The sequence below is a fragment of the Undibacterium sp. Ji22W genome (genome assembly GCF_049340305.1).
Lineage (GTDB): Bacteria > Pseudomonadota > Gammaproteobacteria > Burkholderiales > Burkholderiaceae_D > Undibacterium.
Genome location: NZ_JBMPOU010000001.1, coordinates 556685 through 580833, shown reverse-complemented (window position 1 = coordinate 580833; position 24149 = coordinate 556685). Strand labels below are relative to the sequence as shown.

The 24149-nt window shown below is 45.4% G+C and carries 21 protein-coding genes and 1 other RNA gene; 8 read left to right on the top strand and 14 right to left on the bottom strand.

All coding sequences use genetic code 11. The annotated features are described in order from the left end of the window. The first annotated feature begins 4 nt into the window (after window positions 1-4). Window positions 5-1201 carry a lytic murein transglycosylase B gene (mltB, locus tag ACO0KW_RS02335; RefSeq protein ID WP_423050244.1) on the top strand — a complete coding sequence of 399 codons (1197 nt, stop codon included), beginning with the start codon at window positions 5-7 and terminating at the stop codon, window positions 1199-1201. A 433-nt stretch (window positions 1202-1634) separates the two neighbouring features. Beyond that, a complete protein-coding gene (locus tag ACO0KW_RS02330) occupies window positions 1635-1925 on the top strand; it encodes a hypothetical protein (RefSeq protein ID WP_423050242.1) in 291 nt (96 codons plus the stop codon). Window positions 1926-2096: 171 nt separating this feature from the next. On the opposite strand, the gene cysM is transcribed toward ACO0KW_RS02330, so the two are convergent. From cysM to gyrA, 14 genes are all read right to left on the bottom strand, one after another. Continuing rightward, window positions 2097-2999: a cysteine synthase CysM gene (gene cysM, locus ACO0KW_RS02325; RefSeq protein WP_423050240.1), complete on the bottom strand. Its 903-nt coding sequence runs from the start codon at window positions 2997-2999 to the stop codon at window positions 2097-2099. Window positions 3000-3186: 187 nt separating this feature from the next. Then, window positions 3187-3534 (bottom strand): ComEA family DNA-binding protein, encoded by a 348-nt coding sequence (locus ACO0KW_RS02320; protein ID WP_423050238.1) that lies wholly within the window; start codon window positions 3532-3534, stop codon window positions 3187-3189. 105 nt (window positions 3535-3639) lie between these two features. Continuing rightward, complete coding sequence (gene rfaE1 / locus ACO0KW_RS02315; RefSeq protein ID WP_423050236.1) at window positions 3640-4560, bottom strand: D-glycero-beta-D-manno-heptose-7-phosphate kinase; 921 nt, start codon at window positions 4558-4560, stop codon at window positions 3640-3642. Between the two features lie 11 nt (window positions 4561-4571). Then, on the bottom strand, window positions 4572-5945 hold the full coding sequence (locus ACO0KW_RS02310) for a UDP-glucose dehydrogenase family protein (protein WP_423050234.1): 1374 nt from the start codon (window positions 5943-5945) through the stop codon (window positions 4572-4574). Between the two features lie 178 nt (window positions 5946-6123). Further along, window positions 6124-7299: a lipopolysaccharide assembly protein LapB gene (lapB, locus tag ACO0KW_RS02305; RefSeq protein ID WP_423050233.1), complete on the bottom strand. Its 1176-nt coding sequence runs from the start codon at window positions 7297-7299 to the stop codon at window positions 6124-6126. Between the two features lie 36 nt (window positions 7300-7335). Further along, window positions 7336-7662 (bottom strand): LapA family protein, encoded by a 327-nt coding sequence (locus ACO0KW_RS02300; protein ID WP_423050231.1) that lies wholly within the window; start codon window positions 7660-7662, stop codon window positions 7336-7338. A 220-nt stretch (window positions 7663-7882) separates the two neighbouring features. Next, on the bottom strand, window positions 7883-8188 hold the full coding sequence (locus tag ACO0KW_RS02295) for an integration host factor subunit beta (RefSeq protein WP_186889975.1): 306 nt from the start codon (window positions 8186-8188) through the stop codon (window positions 7883-7885). A gap of 27 nt (window positions 8189-8215) precedes the next feature. Beyond that, entirely contained in the window at window positions 8216-9937 is a 1722-nt protein-coding gene (rpsA, locus tag ACO0KW_RS02290) for a 30S ribosomal protein S1 (protein WP_315481398.1), read from the bottom strand. 253 nt (window positions 9938-10190) lie between these two features. Continuing rightward, complete coding sequence (gene cmk / locus ACO0KW_RS02285; protein WP_423050228.1) at window positions 10191-10871, bottom strand: (d)CMP kinase; 681 nt, start codon at window positions 10869-10871, stop codon at window positions 10191-10193. Beyond that, window positions 10868-12205, bottom strand: coding sequence for a 3-phosphoshikimate 1-carboxyvinyltransferase (aroA, locus tag ACO0KW_RS02280; protein ID WP_423050226.1), 1338 nt, complete (start codon window positions 12203-12205; stop codon window positions 10868-10870). The genes cmk and aroA overlap by 4 nt, the downstream gene beginning before the upstream one ends. A gap of 96 nt (window positions 12206-12301) precedes the next feature. Then, the gene (locus ACO0KW_RS02275) at window positions 12302-13231 is read right to left on the bottom strand and encodes a prephenate dehydrogenase (protein ID WP_423050224.1); all 930 of its coding nucleotides are present in this window, start codon (window positions 13229-13231) and stop codon (window positions 12302-12304) included. A gap of 175 nt (window positions 13232-13406) precedes the next feature. After that, a complete protein-coding gene (gene pheA / locus ACO0KW_RS02270; RefSeq protein ID WP_423050222.1) occupies window positions 13407-14480 on the bottom strand; it encodes a prephenate dehydratase in 1074 nt (357 codons plus the stop codon). A 355-nt stretch (window positions 14481-14835) separates the two neighbouring features. Continuing rightward, entirely contained in the window at window positions 14836-15942 is a 1107-nt protein-coding gene (serC, locus tag ACO0KW_RS02265; protein ID WP_423051939.1) for a 3-phosphoserine/phosphohydroxythreonine transaminase, read from the bottom strand. A 142-nt stretch (window positions 15943-16084) separates the two neighbouring features. Further along, on the bottom strand, window positions 16085-18733 hold the full coding sequence (gene gyrA / locus ACO0KW_RS02260) for a DNA gyrase subunit A (protein ID WP_423050220.1): 2649 nt from the start codon (window positions 18731-18733) through the stop codon (window positions 16085-16087). Window positions 18734-19350: 617 nt separating this feature from the next. On the opposite strand from gyrA, the gene ompA reads away from it, so the two are divergent. From ompA to ACO0KW_RS02230, 6 genes are all read left to right on the top strand, one after another. After that, a complete protein-coding gene (gene ompA, locus ACO0KW_RS02255) occupies window positions 19351-20028 on the top strand; it encodes an outer membrane protein OmpA (RefSeq protein WP_423050218.1) in 678 nt (225 codons plus the stop codon). 202 nt (window positions 20029-20230) lie between these two features. Then, window positions 20231-20950 (top strand): bifunctional 2-polyprenyl-6-hydroxyphenol methylase/3-demethylubiquinol 3-O-methyltransferase UbiG, encoded by a 720-nt coding sequence (ubiG, locus tag ACO0KW_RS02250; protein WP_423050216.1) that lies wholly within the window; start codon window positions 20231-20233, stop codon window positions 20948-20950. After that, the gene (locus ACO0KW_RS02245) at window positions 20947-21627 is read left to right on the top strand and encodes an HAD-IA family hydrolase (RefSeq protein ID WP_423050214.1); all 681 of its coding nucleotides are present in this window, start codon (window positions 20947-20949) and stop codon (window positions 21625-21627) included. Before ubiG ends, ACO0KW_RS02245 begins: the two co-directional genes overlap by 4 nt. Before the next feature lie 67 nt (window positions 21628-21694). Beyond that, window positions 21695-22054: a transfer-messenger RNA gene (gene ssrA, locus ACO0KW_RS02240) on the top strand. A gap of 197 nt (window positions 22055-22251) precedes the next feature. Further along, entirely contained in the window at window positions 22252-23196 is a 945-nt protein-coding gene (locus ACO0KW_RS02235) for a tyrosine-type recombinase/integrase (protein WP_423050212.1), read from the top strand. A 522-nt stretch (window positions 23197-23718) separates the two neighbouring features. Continuing rightward, window positions 23719-24147, top strand: a complete 429-nt coding sequence (locus tag ACO0KW_RS02230; protein ID WP_423050210.1) for an SRPBCC family protein — start codon at window positions 23719-23721, stop codon at window positions 24145-24147. Window positions 24148-24149 lie beyond the last annotated feature (2 nt).

Genomic DNA, 24149 nt, shown 5'->3' with positions numbered 1-24149 from the left:
TATTTTGAAGATTTCTCATCGCCTACTATCGGCAGCGCTGTCCACTGCACTTTCTTTCAGCGGTCCTGCTATTACTGCATTCAGTTGCAGCGCCGTCATCATATTAAATCTAAGTAATCAAGCAATCGCACAATCCAATCATATTCCAAGCAAAAACCATCATAAAAAAATCACAAAAAAATCAGCGAAAGTCGCCAAACAAGCTGCATCAAAAACTGCAGCAATCAAAACCAATGATGTGCATTATCTCGAATGGCAAGAAGTTCAAGCGTTTATAGTGCAGATGCAAACGGAGCACGGATTTGATTCGGTTCGTCTGCAACAAATATTCACAAATGCTCGCTACATAGAAACAGCAATTCAACTAGTCAAACCCGCACCGCCAGGTAAGCCAAAAAATTGGAAGGCTTACCGCGCCCGCTTCGTAGAAAATGGCCGCATCTCTGCAGGTATTGCATTTTGGGAACGTAATCTTGAAACTTTAAATCGGGCAGAAAACATTTATGGCGTACCTGCTGAAATTATCGTCGGTTTAATCGGCGTTGAAACCATATATGGCAAGAACACTGGAAGTTTTCGCGCCCTCGACGCCTTAACCACGTTGGCATTTTCGTACCCGGACATTCCGAATCGCGAAGCACGTATGATTTTCTTTAAGAACGAGCTAGCCCAATTATTATTATGGAGTCGCGATACGGGCATAGACATCTTCTCCATCAAAGCTTCGTATGCCGGAGCCATAGGTTTATCTCAATTCATGCCTAGCAGCCTGCGACTATTTGCCGTTGACTTCGACGGTGACAATAAAGTCGACTTAAAAGAATCAGAAGCAGATGCGATCGGCAGCGTCGCCAACTATCTCTCCAAACATGGATGGCAAAAAGGATTGCCTTATGCTTTTCCCGCGACTTTACTCAATCAGGATGCAACGTCTGCACAATTAAATGAAGTGCTTGGACGCGGCTTAAAAGCGAGCTATTCCCTAAATGATTTAAAACCCTTAGTCAGTACTGCGGACGAACAGGCGCCTAAGAATATTGCTTACGGATTAATTGACTTGCAAAATGCAGAAGATCCTACTGAATACTGGCTAGCCACTGACAACTTCTTTGCGATCACAAAATACAATCGGAGTTATTTCTATGCAATGTCAGTGATAGATTTAGGCAAAGTCATTGCTCTTGCCCGCAAAAAAGACTAAGCATTTTTTCGTTATTTTGTTAATTTTGTTTTTGCAAGAAAACATCATCTAGGCATTAGAACCCTATCGAACGTTAGTACTGAACAGGATGCGTTTTAATCGAGAATCAAGTGTAAATACGTAGCATTATTTTTCTAGGCTATTTTTGCGCCTCCGATAAACACGTCTAAGTCATAGTGGACTTTTTTGCCTAAATTTGCGCAACAAAAATATTGCAAATAAGAATTTTTTGGTCTAAAGTAATGTTATCTAATGATACATTGATGATGATTTCGAGGAAAGTGTCAATAGATTTAACAATTTTCTCACTTTATTTCTTGAGTAATAAGTAGATAAATTTGTTTCAAAGATATAGTATTACTGTTTAAATAATTTATTACAGTACCCTCCAGCAATAGCAATAATCATCAATAATGAGGAAATGATGCCAAACTTGACACAACTAGAATCAGATGAAATCGACTACGATCCAAATAACCTTTTGGACACTTTGATCAAACAATTGCACCTGAAAAACGATGCAGCATTGTCGAGAGCGCTAGAAGTTGCGCCGCCGGTGATCAGTAAAATTCGTCATCGTCGTTTGCCAGTTGGCGCATCTTTGCTAATCCGTATGCATGAAATTAGCGATGTCAGCATCAAAGATTTACGCGCATTGATGGGTGATCGCCGCGCGAAATTCCGTATCAGCGACAAACAATTCAAACCAAAAGACGCTGCATAACAGCTCATTTTCTTGCTTGAATCCAATAAAAAAATCGAAGCATAGTGATGCACTAGCTTCGATTTTTTATTTGAAAATGGTTTTTTATCAGTTGCAGTGCTGCCTGACCTTTAATTTCGATGCTTTTTTACAACACATTCTAAAATGTCGACATTGAGATTATCGCCATAATCAAGCTGGAAAAACCCCTGTCGATAGGTATCGATCTCCTCGATCACAAACAATAAATACAATTGTCGCATTCTCTACGGTTTCTGAGATTCTCAAAGCAACTTCACAAGCTCCGGCAGCCGAAATCCCGCAAAATATCCCCTCCTCAACTGCTAATCTTCTAGCCATGATTTCGGCGCTCGATTGACTAACGGATTCGAGTCTATCTATCTTCTCATGTTTATAAATCTTCGGTAAATAAGCCTCTGGCCATTTTCGTATACCCGGAATTTGAGACCCATCTTCAGGCTGCACGCCAATAATTTGAATATCCGTTTTTTGTTCTTTCAGATACTTGGAGACTCCCATGATCGTGCCTGTAGTTCCCATCGCACTAACAAAATGCGTAACTTGACCTGCAGTGTCTCTCCAAATTTCAGGGCCTGTGGCTTCATAATGCGCCAAGGGATTATCAGGATTTGCAAACTGATCAAGAATCACACCCTGTCCTTCTTTTTGCATTTGCTCAGCAAGATCTCGAGCGGTTTCCATGCCACCTGCCTGTGGTGTCAAAATAATTTGGGCGCCGTAGGCCGCCATGCTTTGACGCCGTTCTACACTAAGATGCTCGGGCATCAACAACACCATCTTGTAACCACGCATCGCTGCAGCCATCGCCAAAGCGATACCAGTGTTACCGCTGGTTGCCTCAATCAAGGTATCGCCGGGCTTAATTTGTCCGCGCTGCTCTGCACGTTTAATCATCGATAATGCTGGTCGATCTTTCACCGAGCCGGCTGGATTATTACCTTCCAACTTACCCAAAATAACATTATTTCGACTTTGCGATGCTTCACTCGGTAATCGTTGTAAACGAACCAGTGGCGTATTGCCTATCGTGTCTTCGATCGTTATATAACTCATAGTAATAAGGCGTAATAGAAATACAAAATCATATTCTAAACCTTGTCAGCGCTTTCTGCTGAAAGTAAATCAACATCTGCAAAGTTAATCAATTTTTCTAATTCCAAAGAATCAAGTATCCCTACAACTTTGTTGGAGGTAGGGATACGATGTCGTCAACTTAACGACAGGCACCTGTTATTTAGACCTATTTTGTTGATTTCGCTTTCGTTGCTGATGGCGATTTAACAGCTTGAGAAGCTGCATCTTCCTTATTGCCACTGGTCTTAGCTTGACCATTGACCGTTAAACCAGCATCAGACAGTTTGATTGAATTTTTCGGGCCTATGCCTTTAATTCGTGTTTCAAAATCTGACCAGTCTTTGAAATTTCCACCCTTCGTACGCTCAGCTAAAATCGCTTTTGATTTTGCCGGACCGATACCTTTGATACCATCTAAGGCCGCTTGGTCTGCTTTATTTACGTCTACATCAGCAAATGCAAAGCTCATACTTGCCAACAGTGTCGCAACCGCAAATACAATTTTTTTCAACATCGTCAACTCCAAAAAATAAATTTAATAAAATGTAAGGCAACACAATGACGAAAAAAGTAACAATTCGTCATTGCAAATACATATTACATTAAATTTATTAAATAGCTATATTTTTTGGAATAATTCTTCTCTGGTGACGGTTGCTGTTCCCAATTTACCAACAACAATACCGCCGGCTTGATTCGCGATTAAGACCGCGTCATGCAGATTCTTACCTTCTGCCAACATTGCAGCAACCGTGGCAATAACCGTATCGCCTGCACCTGATACATCGAATACTTCTCGTGCCATTGCGGGTACGTGCAAGATATTTTCATCGGTAAATAAAGTCATTCCCTCTTCTGAACGGGTGAGTAATAGAGCTGCAATATCCAACTCTTTACGCAATGCCTGCGCCTTCTTCGTCAAGTCAGCTTCATCTTTCCAACTACCGATAACTTGACGCAACTCTGACTTGTTTGGCGTCAATAAACTGGCACCTCGATAGATAGAATAATCACTTCCCTTAGGATCGACTAGTACATATTTCCCTAATTGCTTGGCGTGTTCTATCATCGGTGCGATATTCACCAGGCTACCTTTTGCGTAGTCGGATAAAACAATTACATCATGCTCAGTAATCAAGCTATTGAAGCGTGATAATTTATCCTGCAATATCTGCTCTGTCGGCTTTTCTTCAAAATCGATGCGGATTAATTGTTGTTGGCGACCGATCACGCGTAACTTAATAATCGTCGAGATGCTAGGGTCGTGGTTCAAATAACTACGAATTCCAACTTCGCTCAACAAAGCTTCGACATTGCGCCCGGCCTCATCTTCACCGATCACGCCTAGCAAGCTGGTTTCTATCCCCAATGCCACAGCATTACGCGCTACGTTCGCAGCACCGCCCAGACGTTCTTCACGTCGTTCAACACGTACGATAGGGACTGGTGCTTCGGGCGATATACGATTGACTTCGCCAAACCAATAACGGTCCAGCATCACATCGCCCGCCACCAAAATACGCTTTTGTGTAATCGTCATAATTTACTGACCTAGCTTTGTGTTAACACGGCACGACCAATCGCGTGATATTCAATTTCCAGAGATTTAACTGCACATGGATCAAATAAATTACGGCCATCAAAAATTACCGCTTGCTTCAGATTAGTTTTCACATGATGCAAGTCTGCTGTGCGGAAGGTCTTCCACTCAGTCACGATTACTAGAGCATCGGCTGCAAGTAATGCTACGTTTTGATCCGCTGCAAAAGTAATTTGCTTTAACAATTCAGGGGCATCTGCAAAATCCAAGGCCAACACACGCTGCGCCTCGTCGATCGCAACTGGATCAAAAGCGACGATGTTTGCACCTGCACGCAATAGCTCTTGTATTAACACCCGTGAAGAAGCCGCACGCATATCGTCGGTATCAGGTTTGAAGGCCAAGCCCCATAGAGCGAATTTCAAACCTTGCAAATTTTTACCGTACTTTGCAAAAATTTTCGCGCCAAGAACATGCTTCTGATTTTCATTCACGTCTTCAACCGCTTGCAAGATTCTGAGTTCATGACCGTATTCTTGCGACGTGCGTACCAGTGCCTGTACATCCTTCGGAAAACAGGAACCACCATAGCCACAACCAGCCATCAAAAAACCTGGTCCAATGCGTGGATCAGACCCTATGCCCTGACGCACTGCCTCGATATCAACTCCGACTTTATCTGCCAAGTTCGCTAATTCATTCATAAACGAAATACGTGTCGCCAACATGGCGTTTGCTGCATATTTCGTGAATTCAGCGGAACGCACATCCATCCAATAGATTTTATGACCTGAAGTTTCAAAACTTGCATACACCTCACGCATCACTTGTTGCGCACGCAAACCTGATGCGTCATTACCATGACCAATCACGAGGCGATCCGGCTTCATGAAATCGGCAACGGCTGCCCCCTCTTTCAAGAATTCAGGATTTGAAGTGACTGCAAAATCCAAATCAGATTGACGTACATTCAACTCTTCGGCAATCGCCGCAGAAACGCGGTCCGCTGTACCGACTGGGACGGTTGATTTATCAACGACAACTTTAAAACTCGTCATGTACTTACCAATATTTCGTGCGGCGGCGACAACGTATTGCAGATCCGCTGAACCATCCTCATCTGGTGGAGTACCGACCGCGATAAACTGCACCTCACCATGTGCCACGCTGGCAGCGACATCGGTAGAAAAACGTAAGCGGCCAGCAGCGACATTGCGCGCAACAACTTCATCAAGACCTGGTTCATGAATCGGAATGCCGCCACCAACTAAGATATCGATCTTGCGCTGATCCACATCCAAACAAAACACATCATGTCCAACTTCAGCCAGACACGCGCCAGTCACCAAACCCACATAACCTGTACCAATAATTGTTATTTTCATTTTTAGAGATTTCCATACAAAAATTATTCTCGAAGGTCAACTTAACAACCCTTCAACGCAGAGCGACGGAGACGTTGAGAAATAGGAAAAGAGAGAAGAGAAAAGAACAGGAACTTAGTATGTATTTCCTTTTCTCGGCGCACCTCTGCGTCTGGGCCTAGAGGTGCTTTGATTTTTCCTAATTCATCACATTCAGCTCTTCCGTGCGGCGCGGTGGATAAGTTTCCCACTTGCTGCATCCCGGACATTGCCAATAGAATTGGCGTGCCTTAAACCCGCAATGGGTGCATTGGTAGCGCGTGAACTTCTGTGCATAACCGCTGACCAAATTTTTAACGATAGAGAGCTCTGGCAATACTTCTGGTGGTGCAGTCATCATGCGCGCATCCAGTAATTTGTCGAGTCCCAACAAGGTTGGCGTGCGACGCAACTCACTACTGACTAGTTGATTCGCTTCTGCAACAGTTTCAAGTTCTAGTGTCGCCTTAAAAACCACTTCCAATAAATCGATAGACGGCGTTTCTGCCATGTAGGACTTCAACAAATTCAGACCTTCATGTGGACGCTCTAATTTGCGATAACCATCCATCAATCGTTGCGCCACCAAAGCCACATGTGGAACACTTTGCTGCTCTACTCTACGCCAGGCCAATACCGCTTGTTCGACGTCCCCCTTAGCTAGATGAATATCACCCGTTAGAATCGCCGCACGGACATTATGACGGTCGGTGGCAATCGCTTTATCTAACATCAACATCGCTGCTTCAGGATGCGTATGCACCAATTCATCTTGCGCGATTTCACAATAAAATTGGGCGATCTCTTTTTGCCTGCCACCCGCGCCGGACTCCTGCAGAGCATGGGCAGCATCAATCGCACGCAACCATTCTTTTTCTTTTTGATAAATTTCCAGCAAAGCTTTACGTGCAGGAATGGCGTATTGGCCTGCCACCAATTGATTAAAGGTTTCTTCAGCTCGGTCTAATAAACCCGCCTTCAGATAATCCTGCCCCAATTCAAACATTGCTTGAGTCTGCTGTTCTATCGGCAAGTCCGGACGTGATAATAAATTTTGATGAACTCGAATTGCACGCTCTGTCTCGCCGCGGCGACGAAATAAATTTCCGAGTGCAAAATGTAATTCGACAGTCTCAGGATTGAGTTTTAAAATTTCGATAAAGGCGTCAATCGCTTTATCGGGTTGGTCATTGAGAAGAAAATTTAAGCCCTTAAAATAACCTTTTGGCAGACTGCTCGACTCAGAGATCAATTGGCGGATATCGACCCGCGCAGCAATCCAACCTAGGCTAAAAAAGAGAGGAATACCAAGTAACCACCAGATTTCAAATTCCATAGTAACGGGTCTCTGTGGGGGAATAATTATTAAGATTTAAGAATTGCGGATCACGTTGGGTATCGCATCAGGCATCGGAGCCTGATTTGCAGCCGCCTGCTCGAGTTGACGCTCTTTTTCGATTTCCGCAATGGTCTTTTTGTGACGCGAAATATCACGACGATGACGGAACACCATCGGTGCCATCGCCAACAGGCAAAACACTGCGCCAGCAACAAAAAAACATAACAATAAGATGACCAACGGTGCCGATTGTTGGTAGCCCCAGAAATACTCCAGTGTCACGATTTTATCGTTCTTCAGCGCAAAGCCTAAAAAGGCGATAAATACCAACAGCCAAATAAATTTAGAAATAATTTTCATAGTTAATCTAAGTTGCCTAAGTTGTCTAAGTTACTAACAGTAATCAAAGTGGCATATTTTTTAGTGGCCGACATGCTCACATATAACAAGCGGCCAAGATACACAAGACAATGAACGACAAATGAAATTGTACGTGAAAAAAAACGGCATATCGGAAATCCGTTATGCCGTTTTGTTTTCTTAGTGCAAATTACTCACTTTTTCCACACCTGATCACACTTTAATCATGCAGTATGGGCTGACCGACAGTCGCATCTACCCGTTCACGCAATTCCTTACCTGGTTTGAAATGCGGCACCCGTTTTTCAGGCACCATCACTTTGTCACCAGATTTAGGATTACGTCCAATTCGGGGTGGACGGCTATTTAAAGCGAAACTACCAAAGCCACGAATTTCTATACGCTGACCAGTGGCCAAGGCATCAGACATCGCGTCTAAAATAGTCTTGACGGCGATATCCACATCTTTTGCTACAAGTTGTGGATACCGCTCGGCCAGACGAGCAATCAGCTCTGACTTGGTCATAAATGAAGCCTCTGACTAGGTCGTTGCTTAGTTTTTGTTATCGAGCTTAGCTTTCAACAAAGCACCGAGGCTTGTTGTGCCAGAAGCCGCATTGGAATCAACAGCTGTTGACATCTTTTGCATTGCTTCTTGTGTATCAGCGCTATCTTTTGCCTTGATAGACAACTGGATACCACGTGCTTTACGGTCGATGTTCAATACCAAAGCTTCGACTGTGTCGCCAACTTTCAAGTGTGTACCAGCATCTTCCACGCGATCGCGTGAGATTTCTGATGCACGCAAGTAGCCTTCAACTTCGTCAGCCAATTGGATTACAGCGCCTTTAGCTTCAACAGATTTCACTGTACCAGTGACCAATGCGCCTTTGTCGTTCATTGCGCAGTAGTTGTTGAATGGGTCGCCTTCCAATTGCTTAACGCCTAAGGAAACGCGCTCACGCTCAACGTCGATTGCCAATACGATGGCTTCCAACTCGTCACCTTTCTTGAAGCGACGAACTGCTTCTTCGCCTGTTTCGTTCCAAGACAAATCAGACAAATGCACCAAACCATCGATGTTGCCTGTCAAGCCAATGAACACGCCGAAGTCAGTGATAGACTTGATTGCGCCACGAACTTTATCGCCTTTTTTGAAGTTCAAGGAGAAGTCATCCCATGGATTTGCTTTGCATTGCTTCATGCCCAAGCTGATACGACGACGTTCTTCGTCGATTTCCAGAACCATAACTTCAACTTCGTCGCCCAATTGAACAACTTTGTTTGGTGCAACGTTTTTGTTAGTCCAATCCATTTCTGAAACGTGGACCAAACCTTCAATACCTTGCTCGACTTCAACGAACGCACCGTAGTCAGTGAGGTTCGTTACTTTACCGAACAAACGTGTGTTTGCTGGGTAACGACGCGCCAAACCTGTCCAAGGATCGTCGCCCAATTGCTTAACGCCCAGGGACACACGGTTTTTCTCTTGATCAAATTTGAGGATCTTAGCAGTGATTTCTTGACCAACTGTAAGCACTTCAGATGGGTGACGCACACGACGCCATGCCAAATCAGTGATGTGCAACAAGCCATCGATGCCGCCCAAATCAACGAACGCACCGTAGTCAGTGATGTTTTTAACCAAGCCTGTAACCACTGTGCCTTCTTTCAGGTTTTCCATCAATTTCTGACGTTCTTCACCCATAGAAGCTTCAACAACTGCACGACGTGACAACACAACGTTGTTACGCTTACGGTCGAGCTTGATAACTTTGAATTCCATAGTCTTGCCTTCGTAAGGAGTTGTATCCTTAACTGGGCGTGTATCAACCAAAGAACCTGGCAAGAAAGCGCGGATGCCGTTCGTGAGAACAGTCAAACCACCTTTAACTTTACCATTAACAGTACCGATAACCATTTCGCCAGACTCAAGCGCTTTTTCAAGTGCGAGCCATGATGCCAAACGTTTTGCTTTGTCGCGGGACAAGATTGTGTCGCCGAAACCATTTTCCAATGATTCGATCGCTACGGATACGAAATCACCGATGTTAACTTCCAATTCACCTTGGTCGTTTTTGAATTCTTCAACAGGGATGAAGGCTTCTGATTTGAGGCCAGCATTAACGATCACGAAGTTGTGGTCGATGCGAACGACTTCAGCAGAAATCACTTCGCCAGAGCGCATATCTTGGCGTGATAAAGATTCTTCGAACAGGGCTGCAAAACTATCAGCACCAGTTGCGTAATCTTGAGTCATGAATACAGTAGACATAATTTTTACGAGTTAGCCGGAATAGGACAAAAGGTCTATTTACCGGGTTGGGTTAAACAACCCCACTTTGATTTTGGATCGAAATGGGGACTAAATAAGAAATATCGACAAATTCAGCAGACGAACCAAATTTATTAATTTCTTCGGAAAGCTCTAGAAATTAAATTTTGGGGATGCAGTGCTAGGCGCTTCCCGCAGCAGTACTGAAGTACTGCGAGGACAAGCAACAACGCAATGCGCCCCACAATTGGATTTATCGAGCTTCCCTTAATGCAATTGCGTAGAGACTGAGAATCTGATGCACTGCTTCATTCGCAGTGATATGAGACGTATCGAGTATGAACGCGCCTGGTGCGGGTTTGAGAGGCGCTTCTGTGCGAGCCATGTCGCGAGCATCACGTTCCGTCAAATCTTTTACCAAGTCTTCCATATTAGCAGGAAAACCCTTTTCAATCAATTGCTTATAGCGTCGATTTGCACGCGCATCCACACTTGCTGTCAAAAAGACCTTTTGAACCGCATCCGGGAAAATCACGGTTCCCATATCGCGTCCGTCTGCCACCAAACCTGGGGCTTGCCGAAATGATACTTGCAACTCGACCAAAGCCTTGCGTACCAGCGGCAAAACGGCGATTTTTGAGGCAGCGACACCAATTGCCTCTTCTCTCACGGCATCCGTGACATCGTCACCCGCGAGGTAAACATGGCCTTTTTCAAAACGACAAGGCAGTACACGTGCCAAATCAGCAATTTGCTGCTCTTCCCACAAATCAATCCCATGACGTATCGCGGACAAGGCAGTCAAACGATACAGCGCGCCAGAATCGAGGTAGTGAAACCCGAGTTGTTTCGCGACACGATGCGCTACCGTACCTTTACCGGACGCGGTAGGACCATCAATACTAATAACAGGAATATTGACTGAAGCGTTCAAAATAAGTCCTCGTGTTTGATCTTGACAAAGGCTTCAAAGAATTCTGGAAACGTTTTAGCAACACACTTAGGATCATTAATCCGCATCGCCGCACCACGTCGCGCAACACCATCCAAAGTGGCCAAAGAAAAGCACATCGCCATCCTGTGATCATCATAAGTATCTATCGTCGCTGGCGCAAGCTGTGAAGGTGGCGTAACGGTCATAAAATCTTGACCTTCCTCAACAATCGCACCGAGTTTGCGTAACTCTGTTGCCATTGCCACAATGCGATCAGTCTCTTTGACGCGCCAGCTTTCAATATTGCGCAAGGTTGTCGTGCCATTCGCATACAAAGCAGCGATCGCAATGGTCATCGCCGCATCAGGAATGTGGTTGAAATCCATATCAATCGCTTGCAAGGCACCCTGCGTTTCCGCTTCTATCCAATTATCACCCATCGTGATTTTGGCACCCATCTTTTCTAAGGCTTCGGCGAAGCGCACGTCGCCTTGTATGCTGTTTTTACCTACGCCTTCAACCCGAATTGGGCCGCCCGCTATCGCGCCTGCAGCCAAGAAATACGATGCCGATGAGGCATCTCCTTCCACATAGATCACCCCTGGCGACACATAATGTTGACCGGCCTTGATAGTGAATCGTTGCCAGCCATCGCGCACAACTTCCACACCAAAACGCGCCATTAAGTTCAAAGTAATTTCGATATAAGGTTTAGAAATCAGATCACCAACAACCTCAATCACCACATCGCTGTGATGTGCCGCCAGTGGCGACGCCATCAACAAAGCGGTTAAGAATTGGCTGGAAACATTACCCTTCACTTGCATCTTTTGCGCATGAATATGGCCGCGTTTGATATGCAATGGCGGATAGCCGGGATTACCGGTGTAATCAATTTGCGCACCAACAGTATTCAACGCATCCACCAAATCACCGATAGGACGCTCGTGCATACGCGCCACGCCATGCACGGTGTAATCACCTCCCAATACTGCAAGCGCTGCTACCAAAGGGCGAATTGCTGTGCCCGCATTCCCCATAAACAGATCAGCGTGATGATTTGGAAAAACACCGTTAGCGCCAGTCACCGTGTAATTATTCGAGCTACTTTCCTGCGTCCAGTGCACGCCAAGTTTTTGCAAAGCGTTTAACATCACCATCGTATCGTCTGATGCGAGCAAATCGTGAATCCGGGTTGTACCTTTTGACAACGCTGCTAACAATAAAATGCGATTTGATATGCTTTTAGAGCCCGGAAGCCGCACTGTACCTTGCACTTTCATCACTGGGTGTAAATCAAGATAAGGTGGGTAATGTTTAGTTTGATCTTTCATACTTTTCTCAAATGTCTGACCGTATTAAATTTCTTCATGTAATTTAGTTGATGATATTGCGGGATTAATCGATTGATTAACCTGGCTACTAGCAATTCAATCACCACCATCTTTATTTTGCGCTTCCGCTGCCTCAATGGCATTAATCCAATTCACTCGTGCTGTTTGCGCACGACTGTAAATCGACTCTAAAGCAAGGCTGTCACTGGCCTCCAGACTAGCTCGCAACTGCTTCAATTTTAGACTATAGGAATCAAGCTCTTCCAATATCGCATCACGATTCGCCAAGCTGATGTCGCGCCACATTTCTGGAGAGGAGCCGGCAATCCGGGTAAAGTCACGGAAACCGCTTGCGGCATATTGAAATAAGCGATCTGCATGCGGTTTCGCCGCAATGTCGTCAACCAGTGCATAAGCCAGCAAATGCGGTAAATGGCTAACCGATGCGAAGACTTGATCATGCTCTTTAGGACTTAAATAATGAATCATCGCGCCGCATAAACGCCAAGCTTGCGCAACCAACTCAACCGCTTGATTGGAATTCTCTGCAAGTCGCGTAATCACCACTTTTTTGCCAACATACAGATCATCGATCGCCGCTTCAGGGCCATTTTTTTCACGCCCAGCGATTGGGTGTGCTGGTACGAATTGCGAGATTTTTTCTTGCAAAGACGCACGCGCTGCGGTCACCACATCGGCCTTAGTACTTCCAGCATCCGTCACGATCGTGTTTGCCTGCAAATACGGATAAATTGCGCTCAAAATTTTTGCGGTTTGCGCAACTGGCGTCGCGATCACGATCAAATCTGCATCAGCGACGGCAGACGCCATATCATCGGTAAAACTATCGATGATACCGAGTCGTTTTGCAGCTTCCAAATACGTCAGATGTCGATCCAAACCAACAATATGCGTGACTGCTCGCGCCTTTTTCAAAGATAAAGCGAAAGAGCCGCCTATCAGGCCAACGCCTATCAAGACTAATTTGTTAAAAAATGGACGTTTTTGCGTCGCTTGGTTTTCCATCTTTGTGTCAATTCAAATCATTTTAGGCGGCAGGTCTGGGGTAATTTTGTTGTCACTCCTGCGCAGGAATGACAAAGTTCGCGATATCTGTTGACTCACTTGCGCATCATGCGTCATAAGACTCTGAAATCATTTATGAAAAAAATAGACTCTGCGATCTTTGCGGCTAAAAAATTTACACAGTACAAGGATACGATCCCAAAATCTTAAAGAACGCAGCGTCCTGATTCAACTCATCCATCGCTGCCTTGACTTTAGCATCCATCGCATGACCTTCCACATCAACGTAGAAGTAATATTCCCAATTACCAGTACGTGCCGGACGTGACTCAAAACGTGTCATTGACACACCGTGTTTAGACAAAGGTGCGAGTAGGTTATACACGGCACCTGCCTTGTTCGGCGTTGCCAGCACGATAGAGGTTTGGTCTTTACCACTCGGCGTTGTATTCAAACGCCCTACTACCGCGAATCTTGTACGGTTATGCGGATCATCTTGAATATGTGCACTGACAATGCCAAGATTGTATTGATGCCCAGCGATTTCACTGGCAATCGCAGCCACACTGTAATCAGCGCTCGCCATACGCGCTGCTTCTGCATTCGACGCTACTGGTTGGCGTTCGACATGCGGGTAGTGTTGATTGAGCCAAGCCTGACATTGCGCCAATGCCTGTGAATGCGCACAAATGCGTGTGACGCCTTCCATGGTTCCAGATTTACTCATCAAGCTATGTTGCACAGCAATCGCGACTTCACCGCTTATGGCGAGACTCGTTTGCAATAACAAATCTAGCGTGCGATTGATCGCGCCTTCTGATGAATTTTCGATAGGCACAACACCAAAATCTGCAGTACCGGCCTCAGTTGCACGAAACACTTCATCGATTGATATACAGGGCAATGCTTCGATCGCATGGCCGAATTGTTTGTAGACCGCCTGTTCACTAAAAGTACCAACAGGACCAAGAAATGCAACTACCACGCGACGTTCCAAAGCACGGCACGCGGACATCACTTCGCGGAAAATCAATTGAATGTCATCATTGAGCAAAGGGCCCGTATTTTTCGCTGCCATATTGCGTAAAACTTGCGCTTCACGTTCCGGTCTAAACACAGGCGCGTTGGTCTCCGCTTTCACGTGACCAACTTCTTGTGCAACATGAGCGCGTTGATTCAGCAATTCCAAAATCGCCGCATCAATGGCGTCGATTTTCTCTCTCAGAGGGAGTAATTTATTGTCGTTCATTTGAAAACCTAAAAACCGTTTTTGAATTCAATCGCAAACCGAGTGCCATCGAAAATTTAAATAGTATACTCAATCATTTTCAAGCTTTTGACTTGATTCATCAGCGCCACGGTTTCTAGGTGATGGTGGATACCATGCGAAGAAAGGGCTGATGATTTTGATTGCTTTTTTGTAGATCCTGTTCAAATCCGTTTCTACACATATCTCATCGTCCGCAGGCAAGAGTCAGTGTCGTAGCTATAAATTGAGCGTTCTCGTAGGGCGGGTGAAACCCGAGCTGCTCAGGCGCTCAATTACCTAACGGCGCGGGTTTCACCCGCCCTACAGACCAACTTGAACTGCATCAGCCTCAATTTTATTTAGTATTATTTACCGCAAAATCCCGCATGAAAGCCACCAATGCCTGCACACCTTCAATCGGCATAGCGTTATAAATCGAGGCGCGCATACCGCCGACTGACTTATGCCCTTTTAATTGCAACAAACCACGCTCCTTTGCCGTCGCTAAAAATGCGACATTCAAGGATTCATCTTTCAGATAAAAAGGTACATTCATGCGTGAGCGAAATTCTTTGGCCACGCGGGTAACATAAAAGTCTGTGCTATCCAAATAATCGTACAGCAAATTCGCTTTGGCAATATTCTTTTGCTCCATCGCCGCGACACCGCCTTGCCGCTTCAGCCATTGAAAGACCAAGCCCGCGATATAGATGGAATACGTTGGTGGTGTGTTGTACATGGAATCGTTATCTGCAACGATTTTCCAGTCGAATGCAGACGGACAAATTGACAATGCCGAACCAAGTAAATCTTCGCGAACTATCACCAGAGTCAAACCCGCTGGACCGATATTTTTCTGTGCGCCACCAAAAATCACGCCATATTTCGACACATCGATTACTCGTGACAAAATATGGGAAGACATATCAGCAACCAAAGGCGCACCGTTAGTTTGCAGAGCCACATCTGGCACAAAATGATATTCAACACCATCGATGGTTTCGTTGGTGCAGAGGTGCACGTAAGCGGCGTCTTTTGTTAAATTCCAAGTCAAAGGATCGGGTACGCCATCGAAGCCTGTGCTTTCGCTAGAAGCAGCAACATTCACATTCGCGTACTTTTTCGCTTCTTTAATGGACTTCCCACTCCACGAACCAGTGTGAATAAAATCAATGGTAGCTGGCTGTATTTTGCGACCGACTAAATTCAAAGGAACGATAGCGTTTTCGCCTAAACCGCCACCTTGCAAAAATAAGATTTTGTAGTTGGCAGGAACGCTCAACAATTCGCGCAAATCAGCTTGAGCCTGCGCGAGTATAGACATGAACTCTGGGCCACGATGACTCATTTCCATCACCGACATGCCGCTACCATGCCAATCTAACATCTCACTCGCTGCTTGTTGCAAGACTTCTTTTGGTAAAACGGCGGGGCCAGCCGAGAAATTGTAGATCGTAGTCATGGTTTTCAAACCGTTGTATTCAAACATAGGGTGGGCACGATCTTTGTGTCCACGCGTCCGACCAATGTCAGACATTTTAGATAAATATTTTCCGAAGTATTTAATCGTAGCGCGTGGGCACAAAAGCGTGCCCACGCTACGATTATTCTTCTACAGCTGGATCACCGCTAGCATCAGCAATTACTTCGCCGCCTTCAGCAGCTTCTGGATCGGCATCGGTTTCAACAATACGCTGCAAGCCGGAAAGCTTAGTACCATCTTCAACTGCAATCAAAGTCACGCCTTGTGTCGCACGACCCATTTCACGGATTTCAGAAACGCGGGTACGGATCAATACACCACCGGTCGTAATCAACATAATTTCGTCAGTTGGTTCAACCAAAGTGGCTGCAACAACTTTACCGTTACGCTCAGAAGTCTGAATCGCGATCATGCCCTTGGTACCACGGCCGTGACGCGTGTACTCAGTAATCGGCGTACGTTTGCCGAAGCCGTTTTCCGTTGCTGTCAACACAGATTGCTGTTCATTTTCCGCGACCAACAGAGCGATCACTTGCTGGCCTTCTTCCAGATTCATACCGCGTACACCGCGCGCAGTACGACCCATAGGACGCACGTCGTTTTCATCAAAGCGCACTGCCTTACCAGAATCAGAGAACAACATCACATCATGCTTACCATCAGTCAATGCTGCACCAATCAGGAAATCACCATCATCCAGATCCACCGCAATAATGCCGGCTTTACGTGGATTACTGAAATCATTTAGTGCGGTTTTCTTGACAGTACCCAAGCTAGTCGCCATGAAAATGTAATGATCTTCAGGGAAAGTACGATTATCGCCAGACAATGGCAAGATCACCGTAATTTTTTCACCATCCTGCAGTGGGAACATATTCACAATCGGTTTGCCGCGTGAATTGCGTGAACCTTGTGGTACTTCCCATACTTTTAACCAGTACAGACGACCGCGATTCGAGAAGCACAAGATGTAATCATGTGTATTCGCGACGAACAATTGTTCAATCCAATCATCATCCTTCGTTGCTGTCGCTTGCTTACCGCGACCACCGCGTTTTTGCGCACGGTATTCGGACAATGGTTGTGATTTCATGTAGCCGGTATGCGATAAAGTCACGACCATATCGACTGGTGTTATCAAATCTTCGGTTTCGAGATCGGTTGCATTCAAGACGATTTCTGAACGACGCGCATCTTTATTGCCGATGCCGTATTCGTTCATGCAGGCTGTCATTTCATCAGTGATGATGACGGTAACGCGTTCTGGTTTAGACAAAATATCCAAAAGATCGGCAATCTCTGCCATCACGTCTTTGTATTCATTAACGATCTTGTCTTGTTCCAGACCAGTCAAACGTTGCAAACGCATTTGTAAGATTTCTTGCGCCTGATCGTCAGACAACTTGTAAAGTCCATCAGTCTGAATGCCATAATGCTTAGGCAAACTCTCTGGACGGAAAGCTTCAATACCGCCTGGATTATCCGCTGCTGTGCGCGTCAACATTTCACGCACCATGGAACTATCCCATGCGCGGTTCATCAACTCAACTTTAGCTAACGGTGGTGTTGGCGCCGCTTTAATAATCGCGATGAAATCATCGATATTTGCCAAGGCAACAGCCAAGCCTTCCAAGACATGACCACGATCGCGTGCTTTGCGTAATTCAAATACGGTGCGACGTGTGACGACTTCTCGACGATGCGACAAGAAGCATTCCAGCATTTGCTTCAAGTTCAACAACTTCGGCTGGCCGTTGACCAGCGCCACCATATTCATACCAAACGTATCTTGCAATTGCGTTTGCTTGTACAAATTATTCAACACAACTTCAGGAACTTCGCCACGCTTCAATTCGATGACAACGCGCATACCCGACTTATCGGATTCGTCGCGAATATCAGAAATGCCTTCGAGCTTTTTATCGCGTACGTTTTCCGCGATACGTTCTAACAAGGATTTTTTATTGACTTGGTACGGCAACTCATCAACGATAATCGCTGTGCGTCCTTCTTTGCCGTATTCTTCAAAGTGAGTCTTAGCGCGCATCACAACGCGACCACGACCAGTACGATAACCATCGCGTACGCCAGACACACCGTAGATCAAGCCGGCCGTTGGAAAATCTGGCGCAGGGATAATCTCGATCAATTCATCAATGGTGCATTCTGGATTGCGCAAGACATGCAAAGCACCGTTGATGATTTCTGTAATGTTGTGTGGCGGAATATTAGTCGCCATACCAACCGCAATACCGGAAGATCCATTGATCAACAAATTCGGAATACGGGTTGGCAAAACGGATGGCTCTTTTTCTTTGCCATCATAGTTAGGCACGAAATCAACGGTTTCTTTGTCGATGTCCGCCAAAATCTCGTTAGCGATTTTATCCAATCGACACTCGGTGTAACGCATCGCCGCCGCATTGTCACCATCGACCGAGCCGAAGTTACCTTGTCCATCGACAAGCGTGTAACGCAAAGAGAAATCCTGCGCCATACGAACCAATGTATCGTAAATAGAGGCGTCACCGTGCGGATGATACTTACCCATCACTTCACCGACAACGCGTGCACACTTCACGAACGGGCGGTTATAGACGTTATTCATTTCATGCATCGCGAACAAAACGCGTCTATGCACAGGCTTTAAACCATCACGCACATCCGGCAAAGCACGGCCTACGATCACGCTCATGGCGTAATCGAGATAGCTCTTGCGCATTTCTTCTTCAAGGGAAATCGGGAGTGTTTCTTTTGCGAATTGATCCATTGGCGGTCAGACTTGTCTAAGTGCTTACTAAGTGCTTAATTATGTGCTCAAAAATACAGCAGTAAGCTTGGTTAAAATAACAAGCCAGCATGAAGCTGGCGGAAGACCTGCAACTCTTTACTAAAATATGGAAGGAATAAGTAGATTTATATACAGATTATTCATTCCACGCTATTTAGTATTCAACTGTCCATTTTAGCACGGCTACCTTACTCAATCACCGTTTTTCTAGATCTAAAAAGACTGTCCAAAATAGACCGTAAGTTGATTCGACACATTTCTTTCAAGACTTTCACAAATTTTAACCAAACGATCATGAAACTGTGGATGTTGAAGTTTCAAAACGACGTGTTGCCAAAAAAAGACATAAATTGCAGTCATACATTCCTACATCGCCTCATTTAAATCTACCAAATTGGACTTGTGGCAAAATCTTTCTGGCGCAACGCACAAGAAAGTTCTTTAAATTAGAAGAATTCTGCTATGACAGTCACACTGTTGTCATCGAGCACGTGTTAAAATTCTATTGTTACAGATTTCTTATCTTGCATTTTTGCATTTTTTTTTGCATCTTTAAGTGCAGTTTACTGCGCTCATTCTCTACCGAGGAAAAATATATGAAACTTTTAATCAAGCTCGCGTTTGCAGCATCGGCGATTGCGTCATTGTCGGCATCCGCACAAACGATTACTGATATCAAAGCAAACACACCATACAGCGCCTATGTGCAAGATGCACGCGGTGTGATCGTGCGTGATCCATTCGGTTTGTGCTGGCGCACAGGGTACTACACACCTGCTGATGCAGTTGCAGGCTGTGACTTACCTATCGTCCCACCTACACCACCAGCTCCAGTGGCACCTCCTGCACCAGTTGCTCCACCGCCACCGCCAGCACCGACTCCAGCACCAGCTCCAGCTCCAGTGCCAACTTCTGAAAAAGTTACTTTTGCTGCTGACGCATTCTTTGATTTCGACAAATCCGTTTTAAAACCAGAAGCCAAGGTTAAATTGGATGACATGGCGTCAAAATTAAAAGATGTGAATTTGGAAGTTATTGTTGCAGTTGGCCACACAGATTCTGTTGGCACTGATGAATACAATCAAAAATTGTCTATCCGTCGTTCTGAAGCAGTTAAGGCTTACATCATCAGCCGTGGCATCGATGCGAAGCGCGTTTTCTCCGAAGGCAAAGGCGAAAAACAACCAGTTGCAGATAACAAAACTAAAGAAGGTCGCGCTAAAAATCGCCGCGTTGAAATAGAAGTTGTTGGCACACGTACCATCACTAAGTAAATCCTCAGTAATTTAGGATTGCTTATTTAAAAAACCCGCTACGGCGGGTTTTTTAATGGGCGATCATAAACGTAGTGGTTTCTTTTGTTAGCAACTCTGGTGAAATTACCTTCGACCCTCATTTACTTTAAAATGACGTCTATTTTGAAGAATTCAATTCACATTTGCCGCGCCTTTCCACTTTTCACCACCAAGAATTTTTATGTCGACAATCTCCAGTAACACCCCTGCCAACGTTGATCCATCGGAAATTCAAAAATTTAGCGACTTAGCGCACCGTTGGTGGGATCCCAGCTCAGAGTTTAAGCCTTTGCATGAGATCAATCCCTTACGATTAGAATGGATTAACAATTTAGCGCCGCTTGCTGACAAAAAGGTAATCGATATCGGCTGCGGGGGCGGAATTCTCGCCGAATCGATGGCAAAGAAAAAAGCACAAGTGACAGGTATCGATTTATCAGACAAGGCTTTAAAGGTCGCAGATCTGCACAGCCTAGAATCTGGCGTTCAAGTTCGCTACGAAAAAATTGCTGCTGAAGAAATGGCCGCACGAGAAGCTGGAGAGTATGACATTGTCACTTGCATGGAAATGCTAGAGCATGTCCCTGATCCGGCATCGGTGATTAGGGCCTGCGCCAAGCTAGTAAAACCAGGTGGAAAGGTATTTTTCTCGACTATCAATCGCAACCCAAAAGCTTATTTATTCGCCATTATTGGCGCCGAATATCTATTGCAGATGCTTCCTAAAGGCACACATGATTATGAAAAATTCATCACCCCGGCAGAGCTAACGCAAGACATTCGCAATGCAGGATTAGTCGTCGATGCGATGAAGGGTATGAGTTACAACCCGCTCACTAAAATCTATTCACTCAACCAAGACACTAGTGTTAATTACTTAGTCGCCTGCTCCCGCCCATGATGATTACTCCTAAAGCAGTCTTGTTTGATTTAGATGGCACGCTCGCCGATACCGCGCCAGACTTGGCCGCGGCCGTTAATTTGATGCGCACACAACGTGGCTTGGAAGCCGCACCTTACTTTAGTCTGCGCCAATTTGCCTCTGCGGGTGCGCGTGGCCTCATCGGCGCTGGATTTCAGATAAATCCTGAACACCCTGATTATGAATCTATGCGTCTTGAATTTCTTGCAAATTATGAAGCGGCTATCGCAGTTCACAGCCAGTTATTTTTTGGTGTCAATGAGCTGCTTGATGGACTCGATAAGTTAGGTGTCATCTGGGGAGTTGTCACCAATAAAGCTGAAAGATTTACCACGCTGCTCATTCCACAGATTTCACTGCAATCGGCAGCATGCGTCATTTCAGGTGATACCACGGCACATGCAAAGCCACATCCTGAGCCCTTACTCGAAGCTGCACGCCGCATCGATATTGCGCCTAATGAATGCTGGTATGTAGGCGATGATTTGCGTGACATCCAGGCAGCCCAAGCCGCTGGAATGGTCTGCATAGCGGCGGCTTGGGGCTACTGTGGAGCAACTGAACCGACACATTGGAAAGCTGATGCCATACTCGACTCTCCTTTAGAATTATTAGAATTGGTTCGCGGTAAAGTACAGCAAACCCAAACTACCTAATTTAAGTAACAATCCGTACTTGAAACTTGGAGCCATAGCACGATATAGAGTATACTTAGCAATGCTTGGGGACGACCTGGTTTCGACAGGGGTTGCAAAGCAGCGCAGGGCATACCGAGGCCTGACTACCTCGTAAATACAATCAGAAATATATAACTGCAAACGATAACTCGTACGCATTAGCAGCTTAATTGCTCGCTAGCTCTTAACCGCCTCTTCCCTAGGGCGGGCTGGTAACAGCTTAGAGTCATTCATAGGGAATCGTCTCAAGTTGGGTTACTTAGCTGGGGACTAAATAATAGGTAACTCGTTTTGCCGCAGCGTGTGCGTCCGCGTCGTCAAGATTAAATTAAATGACAGCACTAAGTATGTAGAACTGTCTGTAGAGTGCTTCTGGACGCGGGTTCGATTCCCGCCGTCTCCACCAAATTAGTTAAAAAGTATCACAAAGTTTGACCAGAACCCGCCCTTCTTCATAGGAGAGCGGGTTTTTTTATGCCCATCGTTGGCTAGCGTTGCGTAGTAACTACCATGCTAGAATGTAGTAACTATCGTAGTAACCGCGATTTTTACCAGTTACTACATTTAGAGTTACTACATTCCCAGTTACTACAGGGTGAAAACATGGCTATCGAACTTCTATCAGATACAACCCTTAGAGCACTCAAAGCGGGTGCGACCGAGTACAAGGGCAAACAACGCCTAGACGATGGTGGTGGCTTGGTATTGTTGCTGGCGGTCAAGGGCGGCGGTCGAGCTTGGCGACTCAATTACACTTTCGCTGGCAAGCGAAAAATGATTAGCCTTGGGAAGTACCCCGATACGACTTTAGCAATAGCGAGAGACAAAGCCAAAGCCGCGAGGGAACAAGTCGCGCAAGGCATCGACCCAAGCAATTTGCGAAAAGAGCAAAGAGCACAACAGCAAACCCAAATAGCGGAAGAAAAGCGCGAAGCCTCGGGATTGCCTGCCGTAAATTCATTTGCACACATCGCCATAGAATGGTTTGAAGGTCGAAAACATACTTGGTCTGACAGTCACTCAAGCCGCACTCTTGCCTACATCGAGAAAGATTTAATGCCGTGGATCGGTCGAAATCCCATTTCAGAAATCGAAGCACCCGCCCTTCTCGAATGTTTGCGGAAAGTTGAAGCAAGGGGAGCAAGTGAAGCTGCCAACAGACTCCGAGCAATGGCGGGACAAATCTGGCGTTATGCAATTGCTACAGGTAGAGCCAAGCGGGATATTGCGGCCGACCTGATCGGTGCATTAACACCCCATACATCAAAGCAGTTCGCACACATCACCGACCCGAAAGTATTAGGCCAATTGCTACGAGATATTGACGCCTATACAGGTACGCCAATGGTGAAGATCGCTTTAAAAGTCTTGCCTTTGGTGTTTACCCGCCCTGCTGAGTTTAGGTGTGCAAAGTGGCAGGACATCGACTTTGACACAAAAGAATGGCGCTATGTAGCAACCAAGACGAACGCAGATCACATCGTACCGTTATCAGATCAAGTAATAGAACATATCAAAGAACTACACCCGCTCACGGGTAACCAATGAAAGATCAGATTAAATCAGATCACGGAATAGACATAGTACCAAAGAGTGCCTAATATCAAAGTGAGAATTGTCATAAAGAATGGAAAGAAAGAATTAGGTCTGAAAACAATCAAAATTAATCAATTGTCTCGGAGAGATGACATCGACTCAAAAGCACTTTGTCGTCATAAAAAAATACTATCAGAGAATCGAAGCACCAAAAACCAAGTGTAGTAACTATCGTAGTAAATTTTAGCCAAATAGCCTGAAAGCCATAACAGGCTTCACTTTCGATTCCCGCCGTCCCACCAATAAATCAAAAGCCATCCAATTTATCGGGTGGCTTTTTCATTTGTTCTAGCTGAACCGCGCACTAAGTACCAAACATTCATTGAACTTCTCCTTCGAAGTTTCTAGATGTTATCGGTGACGTACCCAGATTAGTTGATTCGTCTTACAATCATCATCTAAAACTGAATCCCAATTATCAATCTGGTTCAGATAAAACAATTCGTCAACAATCATTGAATCAATGGGGTGTCCATGAACCAGCCTACATGCACAGTTAATGTTTCCCGTAAATTTCAGGCAACTGCCGAATCGGTCTTCGATGCCTGGCTAGATCCAAAGCAAGCTGGCCGTTTTTTGTTCGTGACACCTGCTGGTGTGATGAAAAAAGTCGAAATCGATGCGCGGGTTGGCGGAAAGTTCTGTATCGTCGAAACTCGTGATGGTGTTGACGCCGATCATGAAGGCGAGTACTTGGAAATAGAACGTCCGCGCTTTCTGCGTTTTAGCTTCGGCGGGAAGCCCTTCCCTGCCACCTATGTCGCACTGACAATTACCCAGGATGAAAGCGGCAGCGCCCTCCATTTAGTGCACGAAGGCGTCTGGCTAGAATACGAAACTAGCGTGATTCAAGGTTGGACGGGGATACTGGAAAATCTTGGTTTAGTTCTGGCGAACCGCTAGGA